The sequence below is a fragment of the Pseudomonas sp. EL_65y_Pfl2_R95 genome (assembly GCF_963971045.1).
In the GTDB taxonomy this organism is placed as follows: Bacteria; Pseudomonadota; Gammaproteobacteria; order Pseudomonadales; family Pseudomonadaceae; genus Aquipseudomonas.
The window spans coordinates 38,132-60,986 of the sequence record NZ_CAXAOV010000007.1 but is presented as its reverse complement, the minus strand read 5'-3'; the positions used below and the strand labels follow the sequence as shown (position 1 = coordinate 60,986).

The 22,855-nt window shown below is 54.3% G+C and carries 23 protein-coding genes; 5 read left to right on the top strand and 18 right to left on the bottom strand.

What is annotated here, in order from left to right:
• Positions 1-41 precede the first annotated feature (41 nt).
• The 7 genes from AACY09_RS20155 to AACY09_RS20125 all read right to left on the bottom strand — a co-directional run bounded on the left by AACY09_RS20155 (position 42) and on the right by AACY09_RS20125 (position 5,867).
• Positions 42-698, bottom strand: a complete 657-nt coding sequence (locus AACY09_RS20155; RefSeq protein WP_339490600.1) for a LysE family translocator — start codon at positions 696-698, stop codon at positions 42-44.
• 44 nt (positions 699-742) lie between these two features.
• Positions 743-1,552, bottom strand: a complete 810-nt coding sequence (locus AACY09_RS20150; protein WP_339490598.1) for an AraC family transcriptional regulator — start codon at positions 1,550-1,552, stop codon at positions 743-745.
• Positions 1,553-1,693: 141 nt separating this feature from the next.
• A complete protein-coding gene (locus tag AACY09_RS20145) occupies positions 1,694-2,137 on the bottom strand; it encodes a hotdog fold thioesterase (protein ID WP_339490596.1) in 444 nt (147 codons plus the stop codon).
• Between the two features lie 54 nt (positions 2,138-2,191).
• On the bottom strand, positions 2,192-3,859 hold the full coding sequence (locus tag AACY09_RS20140) for an AMP-binding protein (protein WP_339490594.1): 1,668 nt from the start codon (positions 3,857-3,859) through the stop codon (positions 2,192-2,194).
• Positions 3,860-3,979: 120 nt separating this feature from the next.
• Positions 3,980-4,441, bottom strand: a complete 462-nt coding sequence (sixA, locus tag AACY09_RS20135) for a phosphohistidine phosphatase SixA (protein ID WP_339490592.1) — start codon at positions 4,439-4,441, stop codon at positions 3,980-3,982.
• A gap of 10 nt (positions 4,442-4,451) precedes the next feature.
• A complete protein-coding gene (locus tag AACY09_RS20130) occupies positions 4,452-4,799 on the bottom strand; it encodes a DUF4389 domain-containing protein (RefSeq protein ID WP_339490590.1) in 348 nt (115 codons plus the stop codon).
• A gap of 45 nt (positions 4,800-4,844) precedes the next feature.
• Entirely contained in the window at positions 4,845-5,867 is a 1,023-nt protein-coding gene (locus tag AACY09_RS20125) for an NAD(P)H-dependent glycerol-3-phosphate dehydrogenase (RefSeq protein ID WP_339490588.1), read from the bottom strand.
• A gap of 578 nt (positions 5,868-6,445) precedes the next feature.
• Between AACY09_RS20125 and fabA the strand changes: the two genes are divergently transcribed.
• Both fabA and fabB read left to right on the top strand, forming a co-directional pair.
• On the top strand, positions 6,446-6,961 hold the full coding sequence (fabA, locus tag AACY09_RS20120) for a 3-hydroxyacyl-[acyl-carrier-protein] dehydratase FabA (protein ID WP_339490586.1): 516 nt from the start codon (positions 6,446-6,448) through the stop codon (positions 6,959-6,961).
• Positions 6,962-6,972: 11 nt separating this feature from the next.
• The gene (gene fabB, locus AACY09_RS20115) at positions 6,973-8,193 is read left to right on the top strand and encodes a beta-ketoacyl-ACP synthase I (RefSeq protein ID WP_339490584.1); all 1,221 of its coding nucleotides are present in this window, start codon (positions 6,973-6,975) and stop codon (positions 8,191-8,193) included.
• 71 nt (positions 8,194-8,264) lie between these two features.
• On the opposite strand, the gene AACY09_RS20110 is transcribed toward fabB, so the two are convergent.
• Together AACY09_RS20110 and AACY09_RS20105 are read right to left on the bottom strand one after the other, a co-directional pair.
• Positions 8,265-8,729, bottom strand: coding sequence for a DUF3859 domain-containing protein (locus AACY09_RS20110; RefSeq protein ID WP_339490583.1), 465 nt, complete (start codon positions 8,727-8,729; stop codon positions 8,265-8,267).
• Positions 8,730-8,849: 120 nt separating this feature from the next.
• The gene (locus tag AACY09_RS20105) at positions 8,850-9,893 is read right to left on the bottom strand and encodes an amidohydrolase family protein (RefSeq protein WP_339490806.1); all 1,044 of its coding nucleotides are present in this window, start codon (positions 9,891-9,893) and stop codon (positions 8,850-8,852) included.
• Between the two features lie 159 nt (positions 9,894-10,052).
• On the opposite strand from AACY09_RS20105, the gene AACY09_RS20100 reads away from it, so the two are divergent.
• Positions 10,053-10,913: a pirin family protein gene (locus AACY09_RS20100; protein ID WP_339490582.1), complete on the top strand. Its 861-nt coding sequence runs from the start codon at positions 10,053-10,055 to the stop codon at positions 10,911-10,913.
• Between the two features lie 109 nt (positions 10,914-11,022).
• Positions 11,023-12,270, top strand: coding sequence for a sugar MFS transporter (locus AACY09_RS20095; protein WP_339490581.1), 1,248 nt, complete (start codon positions 11,023-11,025; stop codon positions 12,268-12,270).
• Positions 12,271-12,338: 68 nt separating this feature from the next.
• On the opposite strand, the gene AACY09_RS20090 is transcribed toward AACY09_RS20095, so the two are convergent.
• From AACY09_RS20090 to AACY09_RS20070, 5 genes are all read right to left on the bottom strand, one after another.
• On the bottom strand, positions 12,339-13,070 hold the full coding sequence (locus AACY09_RS20090) for a dienelactone hydrolase family protein (protein WP_339490580.1): 732 nt from the start codon (positions 13,068-13,070) through the stop codon (positions 12,339-12,341).
• Positions 13,071-13,142: 72 nt separating this feature from the next.
• Positions 13,143-15,047, bottom strand: a complete 1,905-nt coding sequence (gene htpG / locus AACY09_RS20085; protein ID WP_339490578.1) for a molecular chaperone HtpG — start codon at positions 15,045-15,047, stop codon at positions 13,143-13,145.
• A 111-nt stretch (positions 15,048-15,158) separates the two neighbouring features.
• Positions 15,159-16,412 carry an MFS transporter gene (locus AACY09_RS20080; protein ID WP_339490577.1) on the bottom strand — a complete coding sequence of 418 codons (1,254 nt, stop codon included), beginning with the start codon at positions 16,410-16,412 and terminating at the stop codon, positions 15,159-15,161.
• A gap of 36 nt (positions 16,413-16,448) precedes the next feature.
• The gene (locus AACY09_RS20075; protein ID WP_339490575.1) at positions 16,449-16,895 is read right to left on the bottom strand and encodes a PaaI family thioesterase; all 447 of its coding nucleotides are present in this window, start codon (positions 16,893-16,895) and stop codon (positions 16,449-16,451) included.
• Complete coding sequence (locus tag AACY09_RS20070; RefSeq protein WP_339490574.1) at positions 16,892-17,368, bottom strand: PaaI family thioesterase; 477 nt, start codon at positions 17,366-17,368, stop codon at positions 16,892-16,894. The genes AACY09_RS20075 and AACY09_RS20070 overlap by 4 nt, the downstream gene beginning before the upstream one ends.
• 230 nt (positions 17,369-17,598) lie before the next feature.
• Here AACY09_RS20070 and AACY09_RS20065 point away from each other — a divergent pair, with 230 nt between their 5' ends.
• Positions 17,599-17,889, top strand: a complete 291-nt coding sequence (locus AACY09_RS20065) for a hypothetical protein (protein ID WP_339490572.1) — start codon at positions 17,599-17,601, stop codon at positions 17,887-17,889.
• Between the two features lie 137 nt (positions 17,890-18,026).
• Here the strand turns inward: AACY09_RS20065 and AACY09_RS20060 are convergent, their stop codons facing one another.
• The 4 genes from AACY09_RS20060 to AACY09_RS20045 all read right to left on the bottom strand — a co-directional run bounded on the left by AACY09_RS20060 (position 18,027) and on the right by AACY09_RS20045 (position 22,812).
• Positions 18,027-19,556 (bottom strand): DHA2 family efflux MFS transporter permease subunit, encoded by a 1,530-nt coding sequence (locus tag AACY09_RS20060; protein ID WP_339490570.1) that lies wholly within the window; start codon positions 19,554-19,556, stop codon positions 18,027-18,029.
• 73 nt (positions 19,557-19,629) lie between these two features.
• Positions 19,630-20,841, bottom strand: coding sequence for an HlyD family secretion protein (locus tag AACY09_RS20055; protein WP_339490568.1), 1,212 nt, complete (start codon positions 20,839-20,841; stop codon positions 19,630-19,632).
• Between the two features lie 16 nt (positions 20,842-20,857).
• Complete coding sequence (locus tag AACY09_RS20050) at positions 20,858-22,339, bottom strand: efflux transporter outer membrane subunit (RefSeq protein ID WP_339490566.1); 1,482 nt, start codon at positions 22,337-22,339, stop codon at positions 20,858-20,860.
• Positions 22,336-22,812 carry a MarR family winged helix-turn-helix transcriptional regulator gene (locus AACY09_RS20045; protein ID WP_339490565.1) on the bottom strand — a complete coding sequence of 159 codons (477 nt, stop codon included), beginning with the start codon at positions 22,810-22,812 and terminating at the stop codon, positions 22,336-22,338. Before AACY09_RS20045 ends, AACY09_RS20050 begins: the two co-directional genes overlap by 4 nt.
• Positions 22,813-22,855: the final 43 nt, after the last annotated feature.

The window sequence follows — 22,855 nt, the reverse complement described above, 5'->3', positions numbered from 1 at the left end:
CCGGCACCCCGGCGTTTATCACAATGACTGTAACTGCCAGTCTATTGCCAAACCCCAGTCGCCACCGCCACTCGACCAAGGATCGCCGCCGCGACCAGCAGAAAAACCCCACCACAGAGTATATCGATGGTTGGCACCATGCGTACCAAGCGCACCTGCATGCTGCGATGGGTCAAGCCAATGCTCAACAGGCTGAACCAGAGCAAGCCAACGCCAAATAAAATACTCGCGGCTGCCAGCTTGCCCGATACTGACATATGCGCAGGAATCAGGCTGCTTAACAACGCCAGGAAGAACACTAGCGCCTTGGGGTTAAGAATGTTGGTGGCAAAACCACGCAACCATGGGCCCATCACCGACGGTTCTAAAACGCGGGTGAATTGTCCTGTTTGCGCGGCGCCGGCAGACTTGAAGCGTGCGCGTAAAGCCCCCACCCCTAACCATGCCAAATACCCCGCGCCTGCGACCTGAATCAGGTTAAACAACACAGGTGAGCGGCTGAGTAGCAGTGATACGCCAGTTAATACCAATATGCCGTGTAGCAATATCCCGCAGGCAAGGCCCAAGGCGCTGAGCAAACCGTTACGTCGCCCCTGATGAATCGAGGTTCGCACCACCAGCGCAACATCGGGCCCAGGACTGATAAGTGCAATCACAAACACAGCCGTCAGCGACAGCAAGACAGAACTCTCCTGCATGGCAATCTCCACAAGATTAGATAAAAGGCTAGAAAGGGTTTAAATCAGCGGCTTGAACGCAGCTTTGCCGGGGGCAAACCGTAGGTTCGCCGGAACAGACGGGAAAAATGCGCTTGATCGTAAAAGCCCAGTTGCAGGGCAATTTCACTAAGTGACTCGCCACCCAATACCCGGGGTAAGGCGCGCTCGAGACGCAATTGAGTCAGCCATTGGTGGGGCGGCAAACCACACTGACGCCTGAACCTGCGCAGGGTTTGCCACGGGCTCAGCTCACAAAAAGCGGCCACTTCTTCGAGTGACGGTGGCTGATCAAGCCGCGATTCGAGCCACTCCCGCAAATGCGCCCAAGTGCGCAGGTCGAACCCTGGGTCAGTGTCGTTGATCCGCAAACTGGAGCCCACATCCAACAGCGTCGCTAACATAGTCAGCAGGTAGCTTTCCTGCGCCAGGATAGAGTCACCATTGACTAACGAAGCATGCAGGCTGCCCAGCTGCCGCTGCAGTTGCTCATTACGCACAGATGAACTGGTCAGACGCGGCGTGCCATGGCGCTCATCAGTCAAACTACGACTGGTCTGTTCAATACGCTGTGGGTCAAGGGCCAGCACCCGTATACGGTAGCCTTCTCCAGTCAGGCTTGCGCCATCATGAATTTGCTCGGGTGCCATCAACAATACATCGCCCACTGTTGCCTGTTGGCGCTCACCTTGGCACACATAGCGGTGTTGCCCGCGCAACAGTAAACCGATGTGATATTCGAGATGAAAGTGCCGGGGAAAGGCAAAGTTGTGGTACTCGGCGTTGATCAACCGTACGCCGGGTAAGCCACTGATGATGTGCTGGGTCTGTTCCATGGCCACTACTCTACCGCTTCGCAGCGGCCGAATCTTGGACAAAATTGCAGCGGGCATCACAGGATAGCTCAACTGAGAACCTGACCGCCCCGCTCGCCCAGCATCAAACTTTTCTCTACAGCCTGCGATTAACCGCAGGTTTTAGAACTTAGGCATGTCTCCACCATGGGCAACAACCGCCACGGTCAGGCGTGAGATACAACTGGTCTTGCCGTCTTCAGTGCTCAGACGGATGTCCCAGACATGGGTGGTGCGGCCGAGGTGCACGGCGCGCGCCACGGCAGTCACGCGCCCACTGCGCACACCCCGCAGATGGTTGGCATTGACCTCCAGCCCTACGCAGTAAAATTTGTCTGGGTCGATACACTGGTAACTCGCGGTTGAGCCCAGTGTTTCGGCGAGCACCACCGAAGCGCCACCATGCAACAGTCCATACGGCTGATGGGTGCGCGAATCAACAACCATGCTCGCGGTAATCGACTCGTCGTCAAATGACTCGAAGCGGATATCCAACTGTTCTCCGATGGTGTTTTTCAACGATGCGTTCAATGCATTGAGGTCGGGTGTTTGGCGCCACAGGCTCATACAGCTTCCTTTTTAATCAGGTTGCCTCACTCAGCGAGTGTGGCTCTCAGGGTTTTAATCGTGCCAAACCAATGGCTGGCGACTGTCGCTCCAGGCCGAAAAACGACTGGCGTACACATCCTCGACCACGTTGCGCTTGATTTTCAGGGTCGGGGTCAAAAAACCATTTTCGATTGACCATGCATCCTTTACCAACACTAGGCCTTGCAGACGCTCGTGGTGATCGAGCCGCGCATTGACCTCCTCCAACAGCTTTATCAAGCTGCTTTCAAGCTCGCCACGGTTGCTGTTAGATGCTTCCTGACGGCCAATTTCAGACAATACACAGAGCGCCAGCGGTTGGGTCATGCCATCGCCAACCACGCAAACTTGCTCGATACGCGAATGCACAGCCAAACGGTTTTCAATTGGCGAAGGGGCAACATACTTGCCTTTGCTGGTCTTGAAAATTTCTTTGATCCGCCCCGTAAGGCGCAAATTACCCTCGGCATCCTGCTCACCTTTATCACCGGTGCGCAAAAAGCCGTCGGCCGTAATGGTTTCAGCGGTTTTAGCCGGGTCTTTGAAATAGCCTTGCATGGTTGCGCCACTGCGCACCTGCAACTCGCCATCTTCGGCAATGCGTGCCTCGACTCCGGTGCTGTTCTGACCGATCCAACCTTTTTTGAACTTACCCGGACGACAGACGTGGGAATACCCGCAGTTCTCCGTCATGCCATACACCTCAAGCACATCCAGGCCCATACGCTGATACCACTTAAGCAGCGCTTCGGGCACAGGTGCCGCACCCGACAGGGCAAAACGAATAGCATCCAGGCCAAGCCCCGCCAGCACCTTCTTGCCGACAATCGAACCGAGAATCGGCACCTTCAGCAAGAAGTCGAGCTTCTCGGCTGGCATCTTGCTGTATACCCCCATCTGGAACTTGGTCCAGATACGTGGCACGGCAAAGAAAACCGTGGGCCGCGCCCGCTTCAGATCCTCCAGAAAGGTGTCGAGACTGTCGGCGAAGAATACCGTCGGGCCGCCATAGAAAGACGACATCTCAATAAACATACGCTCGGCAACATGGCACAGCGGCAAATACGACAGCAGCCGATCATTCTCAGTCACGCTAAATAAGGCGCGGGCATTGCTCGCCGCAAATCCGAAATTACTGAAGTTATGCATCACCCCTTTCGGCAAGCCGGTGGTGCCCGAGGTGTAAATGATGGTGGCCAACTGATTGGGTGCTGGGCTCGGGCTGTCCTGTATCGGCGAGCAACCTTGCAAGTCACTCCAGCTAAAATCAAAGCGCCCTTCAGGGTGCAGCGGCATTGCCACGGTAGGCACAGATTCTGGGATACCCGGCGCCATACCCGGCCAGTTATCCAGCTTGCCAATAAAGGCCAGCACCGACTCAGAATGCTCAAGCACATGGCCAATCGATTCAGCCGTCAGATTGGGATACAGCGGCACAGAAACATGACCCGCCATCCAGATGGCCAGATCACTGATTATCCAATGCGCACAGTTTTTTGAAATGATTGCGATATGACTGCCGGGCGGCAACTCTCGGGCGCGTAGCCAATGCGCTGCCCGGCGCGCTTGTTCGCCGGCCTCTGCCCAGCTTAACGACTCGATGCTGCCATCCGGCAGCGGCTGAACCAGGTAGCGCTTATCGGGGTGCAGCGCTTCGCGGTGGTAGAACGCGTCGAGCGGTAAACGAATCGCATCAGCCATGAAGTTTCTTCCCTTGTTATTGTTTTCGGGGCCAAACCAAGCAATTGCTTGGTTTGACTATTTCATGCCCAAAGGCATCCCGCAAGAGAAGAAATGTTTCGTTGTGTAGTGTTATTTCAGTTAGTGATGGGCATGCACCACAGCCAGTAAATCCATGGATCCGGCCGCCACCATCAGCCCCTCAAGCTCCGCCAGACTGGCCGGCATCATCGGCAGCGGCTGTTCTCTATGGCCATGCACCAGCAGCCCCGCCAAATCACCCACCAGCGGTTGGTGAGTGACCAACAAGACTTCATCATCTGCGAACTTATCCAGCTGGCGAATCACATTGCGTGACTGACTGTCAGGCGTTAACCAGGGTGCCGTGATGATCGGGGAGCGATAGCCAAGCACTTCAGCGACCAGCGCTGCGGTCTGCTGCGTACGCAAGTAAGGGCTGGCAATGATCTGATGAATTGGCCGCCCTTCAAGCTGCAAAGCGGCCTTGCGAACCTGATCCTGCCCACGCGAAGTCAATGCCCGCACAGCATCACTGGCAGCATTTGGCTGCGCCTCGCCGTGGCGTAGTAACCAAAGTCGCATCAGCCAAGGCTCATAGTTTAGGTTCTTCGTCACGCACCGGGTGTGGTGCCGGTGGTACCGAATGAGGGGCCTCGCCTTGAGGTGCTTGTGGCGTTGGCCAGTCGGAGAATGGCCAAGGCTTGGCGTCGGTATTGAACGTACCGAAGCGGCCGATTTGGGCCAGGTACTGGCTCAGGCTGTCACCGAATGAAAGCAAGGTTTTGTTCGGCGCATCGTAAACCAGGCGGTACACCAACTGCACGACGACCGCCACACCCAACAACAGCACAGCGGCTTGCCAGATGATACTGAACAGCACCATCCACAAGACTCGAAGCAGCAATGACTCGCGCTCGATGAGGGTATCTTTTTCAGCCATGTGTCTCTCCCTGAAGCGTATCAATGCAGGCGCAAAAAGCCTGCCTCAAAAGCCAGTGGTGGAAATAAAATCGACGTCAGTTTTGGGTTCGGCTTGCATCAACTTGTCAATCACTTGAGCCAAGGTTCGGCCGCCAAACAATATCGCGTATAAACCGTTAACCAGAGGCATGTACACCTCCATCTCATCCGCTTTCGCTTTGAGTACCTTAATCGTATTGACGCCTTCGGCGACTTCGCCCAAGCGTGCCACGGCATCCTCCAAACCGAGGCCTTCACCTAATGCAAAACCGACCTGATAGTTGCGGCTCTTCGGTGAAGAACAGGTAACGATCAAGTCGCCAACGCCAGCCAAGCCAAGAAAGGTCATGGGATTTGCGCCCAGCTGCACAGCAAAACGGGTCATCTCCGCCAAAGCACGGGTGATCAGCATGCTTTTGGTGTTTTCACCCATGTCCATTGCTGCCGCCATCCCGGCAATGATCGCGTATACGTTCTTCAAAGCACCACCCAGTTCAACCCCGAAGCGGTCGTTACTGGCATAAACGCGAAAGGTTTTACCGTGCAGCACCTCTTGTACCCGCTGACACAAAGCGTCGTCTTCACTGGCAACCACGGTCGCAGTTAAAGCGCCTGCTGCGATTTCTTTAGCCAGGTTTGGCCCTGAAATAACGCCAATGCGCGCTTTTGGGGCAATTTCTTCAACGATCTGACTCATCAGCTTGAAGCTCTTGGCTTCAATGCCCTTGGTCGTGCTGACCAGCATTTTACCGGCAAGTATCTGAGCCACCGGCTGCAGTACCTGACGCAAGGCGCTTGAAGGCAAGGCGACAAAAATCAACTCACAGCGCTCAAGCGTGGCGGGCAAATCACTGATCGGCTCAACACCAGGATGAATTTTTATGCCTTTGAGATAACGCGGGTTTTCCCGTGTCGCTACTATTGCTTCGACCTGAGTCTCGTCACGCATCCAATGCAAAACCCGCTGACCATTTTCAGCCAGAAGGTTGGCGATTGCGGTGCCGAAGCTGCCGCCACCCAGGACGGCGATAGGTTGTTGCTCTGTCATAAAAAATCCGTTGTGCGCCATTTATACTGGCATTCTGAACGCATTATACGGGCCCAAGGCTCATCGGCTAGCCCAAACAGGCTAGAGTCATACTGCAAGCGCTGGCCAAAAGCCCATAATTCAACCTGCAAAGGGCCACCCACCGGGCAATACCCGTGACATATAGCAGTATGCCGTGACAGTTTGTCGACCTTAACTAAAAAGCGGTGCATAAAACCGCTGGTAAATCTGCTAGTTTGAATTTGCAGACGACACGGCGCACAGATTGCAAGTGAACGATTGAGCACCACAGGCTTCCAACAAGTAAGGGTTTAACGGATACAGAATTGCACGGTTAGAAGTGACTAAAGTGCTAGAGGCGAATCCGCCACAAGCAACTAAAATGTGCTTTTAAGTTACAGCTTTACGCCACAGCTTTACGCTACAATTGACATGCAGAGTACAACTGTACACTGTAAGCTGTGACTTTCATGGCAACGCAACAGTCTATTTGTGTATGAAAGCTGACCGCGACCTGTCGCGCAACCAGCCTTGACGACTTGCCCAGCCATGTAGCATGGGATTATTGAGGAGCTCGCATGACCAAACAAAACGCCTTTACCTACGAAGACCTGTTGAGCTGCAGCCGCGGCGAACTGTTCGGCGAGGGTAATGCGCAACTGCCCGCCCCTAACATGCTAATGATGGACCGCATCGTTCATATCAGTGAAGTAGGCGGTAAGTACGGCAAGGGCGAGATTGTCGCAGAACTCGATATCAACCCGGACCTGTGGTTCTTCGCGTGTCACTTTGAAGGCGACCCGGTCATGCCTGGCTGCTTGGGCTTGGATGCCATGTGGCAATTGGTTGGCTTTTACTTGGGCTGGCAAGGAAATCCTGGCCGCGGCCGTGCACTGGGTTCTGGCGAAGTTAAGTTCTTCGGCCAAGTATTACCCACTGCAAAAAAGGTCACTTACAACATCCATATTAAGCGCACCATCACTCGCTCGCTGATTCTGGCTATCGCAGATGGCACGGTTAGCGTTGATGGCCGCGAGATTTACAGTGCCGAAGGCTTGCGCGTTGGCCTGTTCACCTCCACCGACAGTTTCTAAAGGATTTTTCCATGCGTCGCGTCGTAATTACCGGCCTCGGCATCGTTTCTTGCCTAGGCAATGACAAAGAAACAGTCTCCGCCAACCTGCGCGCGGGTCGTTCTGGCATTCGCTTCAATCCGCAGTACGCTGAAATGGGCTTGCGCAGCCATGTTTCCGGCTCGATTGATCTGAATCTTGAAGAACTGATCGACCGCAAACTCATCCGTTTTATGGGTGATGCGGCGGCCTACGCTTACTTGTCCATGGCGGAAGCGATCAAAGACTCTGGCCTGACTGAAGATCAGGTTTCCAACCCACGCACCGGTCTGATCGCCGGCTCTGGTGGCGCCTCTACCGTCAACCAGATGGAAGCCATCGACACCCTGCGCGAAAAAGGCGTCAAACGTATTGGGCCGTACCGTGTGACCCGTACCATGGGCAGTACCGTATCGGCTTGCCTGGCGACCCCATTCAAGATCAAGGGCGTTAACTTCTCGATCTCCTCTGCATGCGCCACCAGTGCTCACTGCATTGGTCAAGCCATGGAGCAGATCCAACTCGGCAAGCAAGACGTGGTTTTTGCCGGCGGTGGTGAAGAAGAGCACTACAGCCAGAGCTGCCTGTTTGATGCAATGGGCGCGCTGTCGACGCAATACAACGACTCGCCGGAAAAGGCCTCCCGTGCATACGACGCCAAACGTGACGGCTTCGTCATCGCAGGTGGTGGTGGCATGGTTGTGGTTGAAGAACTGGAACACGCCCTCGCCCGTGGCGCTAAAATCTACGCTGAAGTCATTGGTTATGGCGCAACGTCTGACGGCTACGACATGGTCGCACCCAGCGGTGAAGGTGCCATTCGCTGCATGAAGCTGGCGCTGTCGACGGTTGAAGACCCGATCGACTACCTCAACACCCACGGCACTTCGACACCTGTTGGCGACGTTGCTGAAATGCGTGGTGTGCGTGAAGTCTTTGCCGATAAAGCCCCGGCGATCAGCTCGACCAAAAGCCTCTCGGGTCACTCCTTGGGCGCCGCTGGCGTACAAGAAGCCATCTACTGCATGCTGATGATGGAGGGTAACTTCATCGCCGGCTCAGCGAATATTGATGAACTGGACCCTGAAGTTGCAGATATGCCAATTCTGCTGAAGACCCAAGAAAACGCTCAGGTCAACACTGTGATGAGCAACAGCTTCGGTTTCGGTGGCACCAATGCAACCCTGGTGATGAAACGCTGGACGGGCAAGTAAGCAGTAGCTTGCATAGCCTGCAAAAATAAAAAGGGAGCCCAAGGGCTCCCTTTTTACTGACTGCGATTTACTTAGCGTACGGTGAACGTCTGCTCGGCGAGCTTGCGGTCACCTTGGAAGACAAGAAACTGCCACTGACCCGGAACGATTTCATAGGGTTCGGTGAACTCAAAGGCCATGGTGTCCATCGGTGCGCCAGGCACCATCTTTTGCGTCACCACAAATTTGTCGTGACGCTTGCCGTCAGGGCTTTGCACACCAGGGGTCAGATACAGAAGCGTCAACGGTTCGCTCTCTGCTGCTTTGCCCGCCAACTTATAACGCATGCCAAATTTGGTACCCAGCTTGGCGGGTACGCTGTCAGTTATTTCAATTTCCTGATTGCTGCGTGTCAGCACGCGCTCGCCCGGCTTGAAGTCCTTGTATTGAGTGGCAAACACGCCGTACTCAACCGGCCCTTCAACGCGTACCTCTGCCTGGACCAAACTTGCCATCACTGTGAGTGCTACAACAGCACCAATGCGGGTGGAATACATGTCGCGCTCCTTCGTTTCGATGGCGCGAGCGTATGACACCAGCATGACAGGACAATGACAAAACAAGCCGAGCCCTACAGTTTTATCCGGCTTGAAAGACACAAGGTTCAAACCGGTCAATTACTCAGCACTGGCCTCCTGCTCCTTCAGCTCAGCTTGGACCTTGCGCGGTAACACGGAGAGGAAGTTGTCGCGGGCGACCTTTTGCGCAACATCTTCGGGCAAGGCATCCAGAAACGGCGCAAAGTCGCTCATGTAGCTTTCAAGGCTGTCAAAGCGACCGACCACATCGGACCCCAACATAAAACGCGCGGGATAGCTGCTGACCAACTTGACCCACTCAGGGTCCGGGTTTCCATCTTTATCCAGTAGATAAGGATGTAACACCGTCCAGGACAGATCGATATACAAATTGGGGTAGGTTTTCAGCATCCGTTCAAGGGTCGGCAAGAGAAACTTCAGCTTGGTCTGATGCCGGTGAATCTCCATGCTGGTCCCGGCATGCGCCCAGATAAAGCGCACGCTTGGATGATTGCGCAATGGGTCTTCGACTTCCTGCAGGTACAGCGGATTACGCTCACGCTTGGAAGTGATGTTGGAGTGCAGCATCACCGGTAGATCGTACTCGGCGGCCAAGTGATAAATCCGCGCCAGCGCCTCGTTATTGGCGCGCGGCGTGTCACCTTCAATTAATGCAGTGAGGTCATCATGGCGGGTAAAGATCTCGCCTATGCCTTGCCATAAACCGGGGTCTAGCTCGAGGGTTTTGCGCACTAACGCATCGGCATTTTTATCATTCGGGTTAAAGCCCGAGAGAAACGGATGAAAACGCCGGCGTTGTTCAGCGGGTAGCTTGTTATAGGCATGGGCGATCAAGGTGTCTGTGGCGCTGTACCAATAGGCATTGGCATCGTCACCGGCATAGTAACGAGGCCGCTTGGGTTCGTTTTCGTGCCATTTCTTCGCTACCGGGATACCTGAAAGCATCACATGATCAATATTCGCTTTGGCCATGTTGGCAACCAGTTCATCAAGGCCTGCGCTTTCCTGGAAGAAATCTACAAAATGCAGGTGCGCGTCGCTGTAGCGGTATTCTCGCGCCTCCACAGCGCTTGCAGTGGTCGCGGCGACTAGTAGAGCTAAACCCAGACGAAATAATGACAAACTCAAATACTCCCGATAACGTGATTTACATAGAGTCGATTTAGCCGTAATGAGTTCAGCCGACTGATTCACTACATTGTTACAAGAACACAGTCTGGCTGTGGTCTTTTTCAGCCCCGCTTGAGCAGATGTCGAGCATGACATCAGGAGAACCTGTTTGTGAGTGAACTGAAAATCATTAAGCCGCGCCAAGAAGATATTTCCGGCCAGCCCATCTTGCGTCCCCTGCCCTCGGCCAAATGCCGCAGCGTAGGTCCTTTCGTATTCTTCGACCACATGCTTGAGCACAACTACCCTGCCGGCAAGGGGATGAACATCAATCAGCACCCGCACATTGGCCTGTCGACACTCACGTACTTGTTTGAGGGTCAGTTGCAACATAAAGACAGCATAGGCTCTGATCAACTGGTGCTTGCTGGTGATGTCAGCTGGATGACCGCGGGCAAACAAATTGCCCATGTTGAAAGAACCCCGGCGGCCTTGCTCAAGTCAGGTTCAAACCTGCATGGCCTGCAAGTCTGGCTGGCGCTGCCTGAAATCAATCAGCTCGATGAACCGTCTTACCGTCATCATCCTGCGCAGGCATTGCCGCGCAGTGACAGCATGGGCGTGAAGATATGCATGATCGCCGGCACTGGCTTCTGCCTGGAGTCACCGGTTCCGGTCAAATCGCCAACCCTGTATGCCGAAATCAGACTGGTCGCAGGTGCCAGCCTGGCAATTCCCAGTGAACATCCCGAGCGAGCCATTTATCTGCTTGAAGGTGAAGCCCAGCTTGGCTGCCACGACCTGACCGCCCGCGCATTGACAGTACTGCCGGAAGCCGAAGAACTGACATTGCTGGCGTGCACAGAATGTCATTTGGTGATTATTGGCGGTGAGCCACTTGGCCCAAGACGCATCAACTGGAACTTCGTTTCCACTGACTCGCAGTTGATTGACCAGGCGAGGCAGGCGTGGATGGCGCAAGACTGGCCGCGTGTGCCAGGCGAAACCGAGCGCATAGAACTGCCCCACTGACGCCCCATTCGCGAGTAAATGCCGCTGATGGTTAGCGCTATCATAGAAACTACAGGTAGAATCGCCGCCCACTGCCGCGCGTGAATGTGGCGTTCTAATTGGAGTCGTTATGCATCACAAGCCGGTTAAGCACACCCGTGCCCTGATCGTCCTGACCTCGTTGTTCTTTATGTGGGGGCTTATTACCTCGCTCAACGATATCCTGGTGCCGCACCTGAAGGCTGTGTTCACGCTGACATACGTGCAAGCTTCGATGATTCAGTTCAGCTTCTTTACTGCTTACTTCATCATGTCATTTCCGGCGGGCCGTCTGGTTGAGCGCATCGGCTACAAGAGCGGGATTATTGCTGGCTTATTGATCGCCGGGATCGGCTGCACACTGTTCTACCCGGCGGCGTCTGCGCACTCTTACCCATTTTTCCTTGGTGCACTGTTTATTCTGGCATCCGGGATAACGCTGTTGCAGGTGGCGGCAAACCCTTATGTCAACGTGCTCGGCGACCCTGCTACAGCAGCCAGTCGGCTTAATCTGACCCAGGCGTTCAACGCCCTGGGCACCACTGTTGGCCCACTGGTTGGCTCGGTAACCATTCTGGCAATCGGCGTGGGCGCTGCCTCACAGATTGGCGACAGCAATTCAGCCGCTGACTCGGTGAAAGTGCCTTATCTGGTCTTGGCGGCGTTGCTCGGTGCCATTGCGGTTGTTATCGCCTTATTTCGCTTGCCAACCATTACTCACCAAGCCGCAGACGATGGCTCCGGCGGGAGCGCTTCGATATTTGCCCATCGTCATTTGGTATTGGGCGTGATCGGTATTTTCGCCTACGTTGGCGCTGAAGTGTCTATCGGCAGCTACTTGGTGAGCCTGATGGGGCAACCTGATATTGCCGGGCTTTCCAGCCATGTCGCCGGTAAATACCTGGCCATCTATTGGAGCGGTGCAATGATCGGACGCTTCATCGGCAGCGCGCTGATGCAACGCATCAAGCCGGGTCATATGCTGGCCTTCAATGCAGTGGTTAACACCTTGCTGATAGCCAGCGCCATTAGCATGGGCGGTCATATTGCGATGTGGGCCTTGATTATGATGGGCCTGTTCAATTCCATTATGTTCCCGACCATCTTCTCACTGGCACTTGAGGGGTTGGGCAAGCAAACCAGTAAAGGCTCCGGCCTGCTGTGCATGGCGATAGTCGGGGGCGCGATCGTACCCTTGATCCAGGGCTTCTTCGCCGACAACATTGGCTTGCTCACCTCATTCGCGGTGCCAATGGTCTGCTACCTGTATATCGTTTTCTACGGTGGCTGGGGCTCCAAGGTTCACCGAGCAGCAACGAAGCCGCTACAGGCCGCCTAAATCAATTAACGCCGAACAACAAAAAACGCAGCCATTCGGCTGCGTTTTTTTGTGCTCAGTTGGCGCGCTTAGCCAGCAAAGCGTTCGTCAAGCAGGTTGCGCATTGCGGTAAATGCACGGGCTGCAGTTTTTTCGTCGTACTGTGCTGTGCCGGGCATATTGGCGTGCGGATCGGTGAATGAATGCACAGCGCCGCCGTAGGTCACCAACTGCCAATCGACCTTGGCCGCGGTCATTTCCTTGGTAAATTCGGCCAGTTGCTCACGCGGCACCAGCGGATCAGCGGCGCCATCAAGGACCAATACTGAGCCTTTGATGTTTTTCGCATCAGCAGGGGTTGGTGTGTCCAGCGTGCCGTGAAATGACACTGCTGCGCGCAGCGGCGCACCGTCACGCGCCAGCTCAAGCGCGCAACAACCGCCGAAACAGAAACCAAAAGTCGCCTGTTTGGACTGATCCAGTGCAACCTTGTCACCCTGAGCCAACAAGGTTTTCAGCGACCCCTGCATGCGCTTGCGCAGCAAGCCCCGATCATCCTTGAGCGGCATCATTGCAGCGCCTGCTTCATCGGCGTTGGTCGGGCGCACGGTTTTGCCATAAAGGTCAGCCACAAATACCACGTAGTCATCGCCGGCAACTTTGCGCGCGATCTCAACTGCACCCTCTGTCACACCCATCCAATTCGGCGCCATCAACAATGCAGGACGTGCTGCCTTGATTGCGCTGTTGAACACCAGCTGGCCTTCGAACTGCACGCCATCGATCTCGTATGCGATAGGTTGAACCTTGATATTGCTCATGTCTGCACTCCCTCGTTGAGGACTGAAAGATACAAAAAAGCCCGCAATTTGCGGGCTTTTTCGTTGCACGTATTAAGCTGACATCTCAACCAGCAGCTTGTTCAGACGCTGCACATAAGCGGCAGGATCCTTCAGGCTGTCACCCGCCGCAAGCGCGGCCTGATCGAAGAGGATGTGCGTCAGATCGCCGAAACGGTCCTCATCCTGTTCTGCATCCAGGCGTTCAATCAGCGGATGCGCTGGGTTGAATTCAAAGATAGGCTTGGACTCTGGCACTTTCTGGCCGCTGGCTTCAAGAATCTGGCGCATTTGCATGCCCAGGTCCTGCTCACCAATCGCCAGAATCGCTGGAGAGTCCGTCAGGCGATGGGACACCCGCACCTCCGCGACCTGCTCGCCCAGAGCAGCCTTCAAACGCTCAGCCAAGCCTTCTTTGGCCTTGGCGACTTCTTCCTGAGCCTTCTTGTCTTCATCAGAATCAAGCTTGCCAAGGTCAAGATCGCCACGGGCAACGTCAACAAACGACTTACCGTCAAACTCGGTCAGGTAGCTCATCAGCCACTCATCGATACGATCGGTGAGCAACAGCACTTCAATGCCTTTCTTACGGAAGACTTCAAGGTGCGGGCTGTTCTTAACCTGCGCATAAGATTCGCCAGACAGATAGTAGATCTTGTCCTGACCTTCCTTCATGCGCGCAATGTAGTCAGCCAAACCAACTTCTTGCTCGCCTTCAGTGCCAGTGGTTGAGGCAAAACGCAACAAGCCTGCAACTTTATCTTTATTGGCGAAATCTTCAGCCGGGCCTTCTTTTAGCACTTGGCCAAAATTTTTCCAGAAGGTTTTGTACTGCTCAGCATCGTTCTTCGCCAGCTTCTCCAGCATGTCCAGAACGCGCTTGGTCAGCGCCGACTTCATTGAGTCGATAACCGGGTCTTTCTGCAGGATCTCACGGGAGATATTCAGTGACAGATCGTTGGAATCCACCACACCCTTAATGAAACGCAGGTACAACGGCAGGAACTCATCTGCCTGATCCATGATGAACACGCGCTGCACATAGAGCTTCAAGCCTCGTGGTGCTTCACGCTGGTACAGATCAAAAGGAGCGCGACCGGGTACATACAACAGCGAGGTGTACTCCAGCTTGCCTTCGACCTTGTTGTGGCTCCAACTTAGCGGGTTCTCGAAGTCGTGACCGACGTGTTTATAGAACTCTTGGTATTCCTCGTCCTTCACGTCGCTGCGTGGACGGGTCCACAACGCACTGGCGCGGTTGACGGTTTCCCACTCTTGCTCAGCTGGCTGCTCTTGGGCCTCATTCGCGGCCTCTTTTGGAAGCTCGATGGGCAAAGCAATGTGATCAGAATATTTCTTGATGATGTTGCGCAAGCGCCAGCCATCGGCAAATTCTTCTTCACCGTCTTTAAGGTGCAGAACGATACGTGTACCACGCTCGGCTTTGTCGACAGTGGCGACTTCGAAATCACCCTCGCCCTTCGATGACCAATGCACGCCTTCGCTTGCAGCAAGGCCGGCACGACGGGTAAATACTTCGACTTTGTCGGCCACGATAAATGCCGAGTAGAAGCCAACGCCGAACTGACCGATAAGATGCGAGTCTTTTTTCTGGTCGCCGGTCATGTTCTTAAGAAAATCTGAGGTGCCCGACTTGGCGATAGTACCGAGGTGCGCGATGGCTTCATCGCGGCTCATGCCGATACCGTTATCTTCAAGAGTGACGGTTTTAGCTTCCTTGTCGAAGCTCACCTGAATTTTCAGCTCTGCGCCACCTTCCAGCAACTCAGGCTTGGCCAGCGCTTCAAAGCGCAGCTTGTCGACAGCATCCGAGGCATTGGAGATCAATTCCCGGAGGAAGATTTCCTTGTTCGAATACAGCGAATGGATCATCAGGTGAAGCAGCTGCTTCACCTCTGTCTGGAAGCCCAGGGTTTCTTTTTGAGTTTCCACACTCATGGTCGTTTAACTCCACATTTGTTGGCTAAGCCTTTTATAGGCGGTAGTCATCAAATGGGGCCATACACTGACATTTCAAGTGCTTAGTACAATTCAAAGGCATTTTTTAGCTTATGGCTCAAGCAACTCAAGGGTTTTGACCTGTTCGGGATCAAGGGTAAAGCTTGCCTCCCCTGCGCCGTTTCTGACCTGACGCAACACAATCCTGCCGGTATTATCGATCTGCCGGAACCGCCCTTCTATCTGGCTGCCACGTAAGGTTACAGCGTGCATGGTCAACCCCTGATAGCGCTGCGGGTTACCCAACAAAGCCTGAAGCGAGAAACCTGCGCGGCGATCAACCTGCCGCGTGGCGACCTCTGCCACCGACGCTTTAGCCGGCTCGGCAGGTGCGGCTACCACTGGTGCCTGGGTGTGTTTTGCCAGCCTGGCGTAGCGATCACCTTTGACGCTCCAGCCGCCGCTGGGCGACTTCACCAGTTGCAAAGGGACCTGCTGCGGCAAGCCATTGATAAGTGCCTCGACACTGAAATCAAGTGTACTGGAGGAAACTGCAATAACTGGCAAGGGGCTTAACTGCACCTCACGCGTGGCAAAGCGACGCTGTAAGTAATCCTCGATCACAAACTCCAGGGTATCGCGCGAATCAATACGCCGATCAACCTTGCCATCAACGTACCTTAAGCCATTGCTGAACAGTTCAACCTTGCCACTTAAGGTTGTCTTGAACTGCGGCGGTAGGACCAAGTGGAAGTCACCGACTAATTTGTTCGGCGCCAAGGGCGTTAGCGCTAAGTGCAAGGTATAGCCATGGCGCACACGGCGGGCTTCAGGCAACTCCTGCTCAGGCAGCAACCAACTGATTTCAATTTCCGGCAAGGGGCCGGTATCGGTTGGCAACACATCGAGATTGACCGCGCCAGTGCTGCGCTCAGGCAAGCGAATAACCACTTCGCGACGGGCAAAGAAGTCTTGTCCTTCGCGCAAGGTAAGTACGCCATCCATCAATTCACCCTGTTGCGGGTTGAATGGCTGGCCGTTGAGCTCACCGTTCAATGCAAAGTTAAGCGCCGCAGGAGCTGAGATTTCTGGTTTCAGCCATTTCAGGCTAAGGATATCTGCCAAGCGTTGTCCATCATGACTGGCAAGCATAGTAAGACCCACAACCAAGGGGATCACACCCAGCGCACAGAGACCCACTGGCTGCCTCGCTGATTTCCAGTGACGGAACAGATAACCCAGCGTCAATGGCGGCAGCAAACTGGCCCAACCCCACAACAAACTGGTGCCAAAGGCACGCATCACTAACCAGACCAGCCCGGCCAAAATCAGCAGTAGGCCACCGAGGATCAACAGCGAATCCATGCAACTTCCTTAAACAGAATGCCTGAGAACCGAGGGTTACGGCTCGTCCACCTTAAAGTGCGCCCGAGCAGTCGCAATAGGCTCGGCCTGATTGGTTTGCCACGCAGTAATGGCGACATTGGCGACGCGACGCCCCTGACGCCAAACCTGGCAGCGAACAAAGGTGTCACGATAATGACCTGCGCGCAGGTAATCTATCGAGAAGTCGATGATTTTGGGTAAATGTGGAATCTCCATGAACATCAGCAAGTGCAACATCGCCGAATGCTCCATAAACCCGGCGATCACGCCACCATGAATCGCAGGTAATACCGGATTGCCGATGTTGTCTTTATTCGCAGGTAATCTAAACACCAGGTCGTCGCCCATCCGCAGGCACTCTATGCCGAGCAATTTGGCGTAAGGAAACAAGCCGATCAGGGTATCGTAGTCATTGCTCTGATGCGCCTCGCGCACACATTGATTGAGGTCGAGCGTATTCATATAGCCGTACCCTGAATGTCTTTCTTCAGGTTTGCAGCGCCCTGCGCCGCTTTACCCATGCGCATAAAGGTGCCAACGACATGGGCAATCGGCTCCTTGGGGTCATCCTGATAGGCGTAGCCGCGGGTAAAAATAATATTCGGCGTAACCCGATAGCACTCCGCATAACCATATACATCCTTATGCGGCTCAGCGGGATGCATATAGTCGATACGTAGATCGAGGGTCGGGCAAATCTCGAACTCCGGCAGCACACAGACAGTAGAGATGCCGCACGTGGTGTCCATCAGCGTAGTAATAGCGCCACCGTGGATCACTCCAGTCTCGGGATTGCCGACAATCTGCTCGCTATAAGGCAAGCAGAGGGTCAAACCTTCGGGTGCGGCTTCATACACGTACAAGCCCAACACTTGGCAATGGCGCAATGCGCTTAAAAAGCGCTGCGCCCTCTGCATGATATCCCCATCACTCATTTACTCAGCCTCAAGCCCAAATGCAAAAGCCAGCATGATAACGCCTGCACTGCATTAAGTACGTTGTATCGCAAGACGCTGGCGCGATGCTTTTCAACAAAAGCACCATTTACCAATCACTTATACACAGTCATATTTTTCAGGACTGAACTAATGTCTTATTTGCGTGTTCAAAGGGTCATGCTTAGGGGAAACCCGGCAACAACGATACTTACAAGGAGTACTTCACTGTGCAAAAGCCATTAACCTATGCCCTGATTCTTGCCTCGATGCTTGCTTTGTCTGCTTGCGAAAAAACCCCGGAAGATAAGATGGAGTCCGCCAAGGAGTCTGTTTCAGAAGCAGCCGAGTCGATGGGTGATGCCACCGAAGAGGCTGGCTCTGCCATCAAGCAAAAAACCAACGAAGCGATTGGCAATGAGCCAACAACTGGCGAGAAAGTCGAGAACGCCATGGATAATGCCTCGGATGCGGTAGAAGAAGCCGGTGACGAGACCAAAGACGCGATTGACGGCAATTAAGCCAGCGCGTTTATAAAAAAGCCCTTCGGGGCTTTTTTTATGTTCACGAATTAGTGGATGGCGTTTACCCATAGACAAGGCTGGACAATACGACGCATGCCCAGCCTTGTCCCCACCCGGTCATTTCGCGACCTTGATCAGTGCCCCGCCGCTTCTGGTCCGGCCTTGGCTGTAAACGGTGGCTTAGCCAGCCATACCAGTAATATCAAGCCCATAAAGATCCAGCCCAGCAGGGTGAAATAGTCTACGGTCGATATCATATAGGCTTGACTGGTGAGCGTGCGCTCAAGTTGAGCATAAGACTCCACGTTCGCCCCACCCAGCTGTTCAAGCGCCTGACGCGTTATCGGGTCATAAGTGCTGATGTGCTCACTCAAATATGCGTGGTGCACCTCCGAGCGCCGTATCCAGATCCACGTCGTCAGCGATGCAGCAAAACTACCGCCCAACGTCCGTAAAAACGTGGCAAGGCCAGAGCCATCAGCGATCTGGTCCGGTGGCAAATCAGACAACAAGATACTCAGCGTTGGCATAAAGAACAGCGCCACACCAAAGCCCATAAACATCTGGACCAAGGCGATATGCTGAAAATCAACCTGAGAGTTAAAGCCTGCCCGCATAAAGCAGCTCATACCAATCGCCAGGAACGCCAAGCCGGCAAGAAGCCGCAAGTCAAACTTGTGCGCATAGGTGCCTACGAACGGAGACATCAGCACCGGCAAAATACCGATGGGTGCTACCGCCAACCCAGCCCAGGTTGCGGTGTAGCCCATCTGGGTTTGTAGCCACTGCGGCAGAATCAGGTTAATGCCGAAAAACCCTGCATAACCGCCGACCAGAACGATGGTGCCGAAGGTAAAGTTGCGGTGAGCAAACAGGCGTAAATTGACGATCGGATGGCGGTCGGTTAGCTCCCAAATAACAAATACCGTCAGCGCTACCACCGATACAATCGCACCAATGATGATAAAGCTCGACTCAAACCAGTCCAGATCATTACCTTTGTCGAGAATGATCTGCAGCGCCGCGACACCAATAATCAGGGTCAGTAAACCAATGTAATCGATGGGTTGATGGCTAATCACAACAGGTCGCTTGCGCATTTGCTGAGTGACCACAAAGGCGGCGAACAAACCAATCGGCACGTTGATAAAGAAGATCCATGGCCAACTGTAACTGTCGGTGATCCAACCACCGAGAATTGGCCCGGCAATGGGCGCCACCACCGTCACCATCGCGAGCAATGCCAGTGCCAACCCCCGTTTTGCGGGGGGATACACCGCAATCAACAAGGTTTGCGCCATTGGATACAGAGGCCCGGCAACCAAACCCTGCAATACCCGAAAACCAATAAGCTCCGGCATCGAGCGGGAAATGCCACACAGAAATGAAGCAATCACAAACAGCAGCGTGGCCCAGATAAATAATTTCACCTCGCCGAAGCGGCGGCTTAACCAGCCAGTGAGCGGCAAGGCAATCGCGTTACTGACGGCAAATGAGGTAATGACCCAAGTGCCCTGCTCCGAACTGACCCCGAGGTTGCCAGCGATGGTCGGCAGCGCCACGTTAGCAATTGTGGTGTCGAGTACCTGCATAAAGGTCGCCAACGACAAACCAATGGTGCAAAGCAACAAGCTGGGCGGCGTGAAGGAAGCTTGAGAGCTCATCACCACTCCTTAATACGCAGATGGTTTGACAAAGGTTGGCCCAACCCGAAATAACGGCGCTGGGCCAAAAGAGTTAACGCGCTGCTGTAGCCTTGGCGTCTTTGGGGCTGTTGTCCTCAATCAACTTGCTGATCAAGGCTTCGGCATCAGCCAATTGCTGCTTGTACACATTGGTGGTGTATGACGCTTTAACCGGCGGCTGCTGGGCCAGTACAGGGCCACTTTGATCATGCAGATTGACATCAACTACCGTCGATAAACCTATGCGCAGTGGATGCTTAGTCAACTCATCAGGATTGATATGAATACGCACCGGCACGCGCTGAACGATCTTGATCCAGTTGCCTGTAGCATTTTGCGCAGGCAGCAATGCAAAGGCGCTACCCGTACCGGCGCCGAGGCTGTCTACAGTGCCGTGAAAAGTCACATCGTCACCGTATAGGTCGCTGCTGATCTCTACGGCTTGCCCAATACGCATCTTGTTTAACTGGGTTTCCTTGAAGTTGGCGTCAATCCACAATTGATTCAGGGGTACTACCGCCATCATCGGCGTGCCCGGCTGAACCCGCTGCCCTAGTTGCACCGTGCGCTTGGCCACGTAACCGGTCACGGGTGCGATCAAGGCACTGCGTGCATTGTTCAGATAGGCTTGACGCAAATCAGCAGCGGCCGCGAGCACATCCGGGTGTGTCGCAATCACGGTGTCATCGACCAGCGCGCGGGTGCTATTGAGCTGTTGTTGCGCGTTATTCAGCGCACTTTGTGCGGATATCAGCGCATCATTCGAATGTGACAGCTCCTCGCGGGAAATCGCCCCACCAGAAGCCAGGCTTTGCCGACGCTGAAAATCTTTCTTGGCTTGTTGCACTGCTACCTTCTGCGCTTGGACCTGCGCCTGCATCGCATCAACATTGCTGTACAAACCACGGACCTGACGCACAGTGCGGGCCAAGTTGGCTTCAGCACTTTGCAGCCCAACCAAGGTATCGCTTGGGTCGAAGTTGATCAGCACTTGGCCTTCGTGTACCAGGTCGCCATCGTCAGCACCAATGCTAACGACAGTGCCGGTGACCAGCGGAGTAATCTCCACAACGTTACCGTTTACATAGGCATCGTCAGTGCTTTCATTCCAACGCCCGTAAAGCTCGTACCATCCCCAAAACGCCAAGCCGCCGAGGACAACCGCAAGCAAGACGATAAGCAGCCATTTTTTGCGCTTGCGCTTGTTGCCCGCGTCAGTCACTTTTTGGTTTTCAGCAGATTCAGCATGAATGTCTGTGGCCATGACAAATTACCCTTAATTATTCAGTGAGCGGCGCGGTGGCGTGCGCATTTGACGAATCGGCGTCGAGGGCTGCAGTGTCTGGCTGATAACCACCACCGAGCGCCTCCATCAGCAGAATCGACAAATTGATTTGTTCGGCATTGAGCGTGGCCAGTTGGCGCTGTGCGCCCAACAATTGCTGCTCAATACTCAATACATCCAGATAATTACCAATGCCCGAGCCATAACGGTCAGCGACGGTGTCATAGGAGTTCTGCGCAATCTGTGCGGCCTGGGTTTGCGCGCTGATCTGCTGATCAATCGAGCGCAGCTGATTGATTGTGTCACTCACCTGCCCCAGCGCCTGTACCAGGCTCTTGTTGTACTGAGCGACCGCAAGGTCGTAGTCAGCATCGCGTGCATCCAGGTCAGCACGCAGACGGCCACCATCAAACAGCGGCAAGGAAACCGTTGGCGCTATGGAGAAAAAACGGCTGGCGTTGCCAAACATGGCGTCCCCCAGCAGCGATTGCACCCCACCTGAAGCACTCAGGTTAAGGTTGGGATAAAAGCGTGTTTTGCTTGCATCAATGTTTTTGCTGGCCGCTTCGACTCTCCAGCGTGCAGCAACGATATCGGGCCGTCGACCTAATAACTCAGCTGGCAGTTGGCTTGGCAACGCCACCGCACTGGCCTGCAAAATCGCTGGGCGGGCGATTTGCTGCCCGCGGTCAGGACCTTTGCCAAGCAAGACAGCCAAGGCAATCTTGGCGCTTTGCAACTCCTTTTCGGAGGCGAGCAGTTGCTCTTTGGAGCTGGCGGCAAGACTCTCGGATTGCTGGTACTGATACACACTGTCGATACCTGCATCCATACGCCGCTTGCTCAGGTCGACCATCTGCGAGGTGCGTTTAAGATCTTCAACTGCCAGATCATGTACCGCATGAGCTTGACCAAGGTTGTTGTAAGCCCGCGCCACATCGGCAGCAACTGTGAGTTGCGCGGCTTTTTGATCAACTTCGGCGGCGCGTGCCTGACCTAATGCGGCTTCCCACGCTGCACGCTGGCCGCCCCATAAATCGAAGTTGTAGTTGAAGTCGATAGCCGCGGTGCGCAAGGTGCTGTAACGCCCACCTTCACCCAATGGATCCTGATCCCGGGCCAAACGCGCACGTTCTACGCCGGCCTGGGCGTTAATTTCCGGCATCCGTGATGCGTCAACCGCATAGGCCGCTGCACTGGCCTGATGGGCGCGGGCCTCGGCGAGTTGCAGGTCCGGGCTGTCTTTCAGGGCCTCATCGATCAAGCCATTAAGCTGGGCATCACCGAGACTTTTCCACCAGTCACTTTTAGGCCAGGCAACAGCAGACACCTGTACATCCGTGAACGACTTTTGCGCTTGTAATTCATTGGCATCAATGCCCGTCGCAGACGTGGTAAGCCCCGAGTAACTGGCGCAGCCAGCGATGTTGAGTGCCAGCAGTGCAATGGCAAATTGCTGTTTGATTGCGCGACTCATTGCTGGTCACCTAAACGTTGCATAGTGATGCTGTCTCCTGCACTAAAAAGAACTTTCTTGAGGATTCTCTCGAGCGAGGCATGCTCTTCTGGCGTGAGTACGCCGAGCAACTCATCCATCGCATCAGCACCCATTTTCGGTAGCAGATCGGCCAGCGCCTGACCCTCCTCCGGCAGCGCCAGGCGCACTTGGCGACGGTCAGTCGCGCAACGGCTACGGACAATCAGTGCTTTCTGCTCCAACCGATCGAGCATGCGGGTCATTGCCCCGCTGTCTAAGGACAGTTGGCGACACAGCTCAGCTGGGGTATCGACGCCAAAATGGGCAATCATGATCAGCACTTTGAATTGCGCTGCCGTGACTGAATAGGGCTCCAAATGACGGTCCAGTATCTGGTCTTTCAACATTGCCGTACGACCGATCAACAGGCCCATCACAGAAAATGGAAATAATGGCTGGTTTGGGTTGCTCATTGCGCACCTAAAAAGCTGCCTAGGCAGAGAATGCGTGAGATAT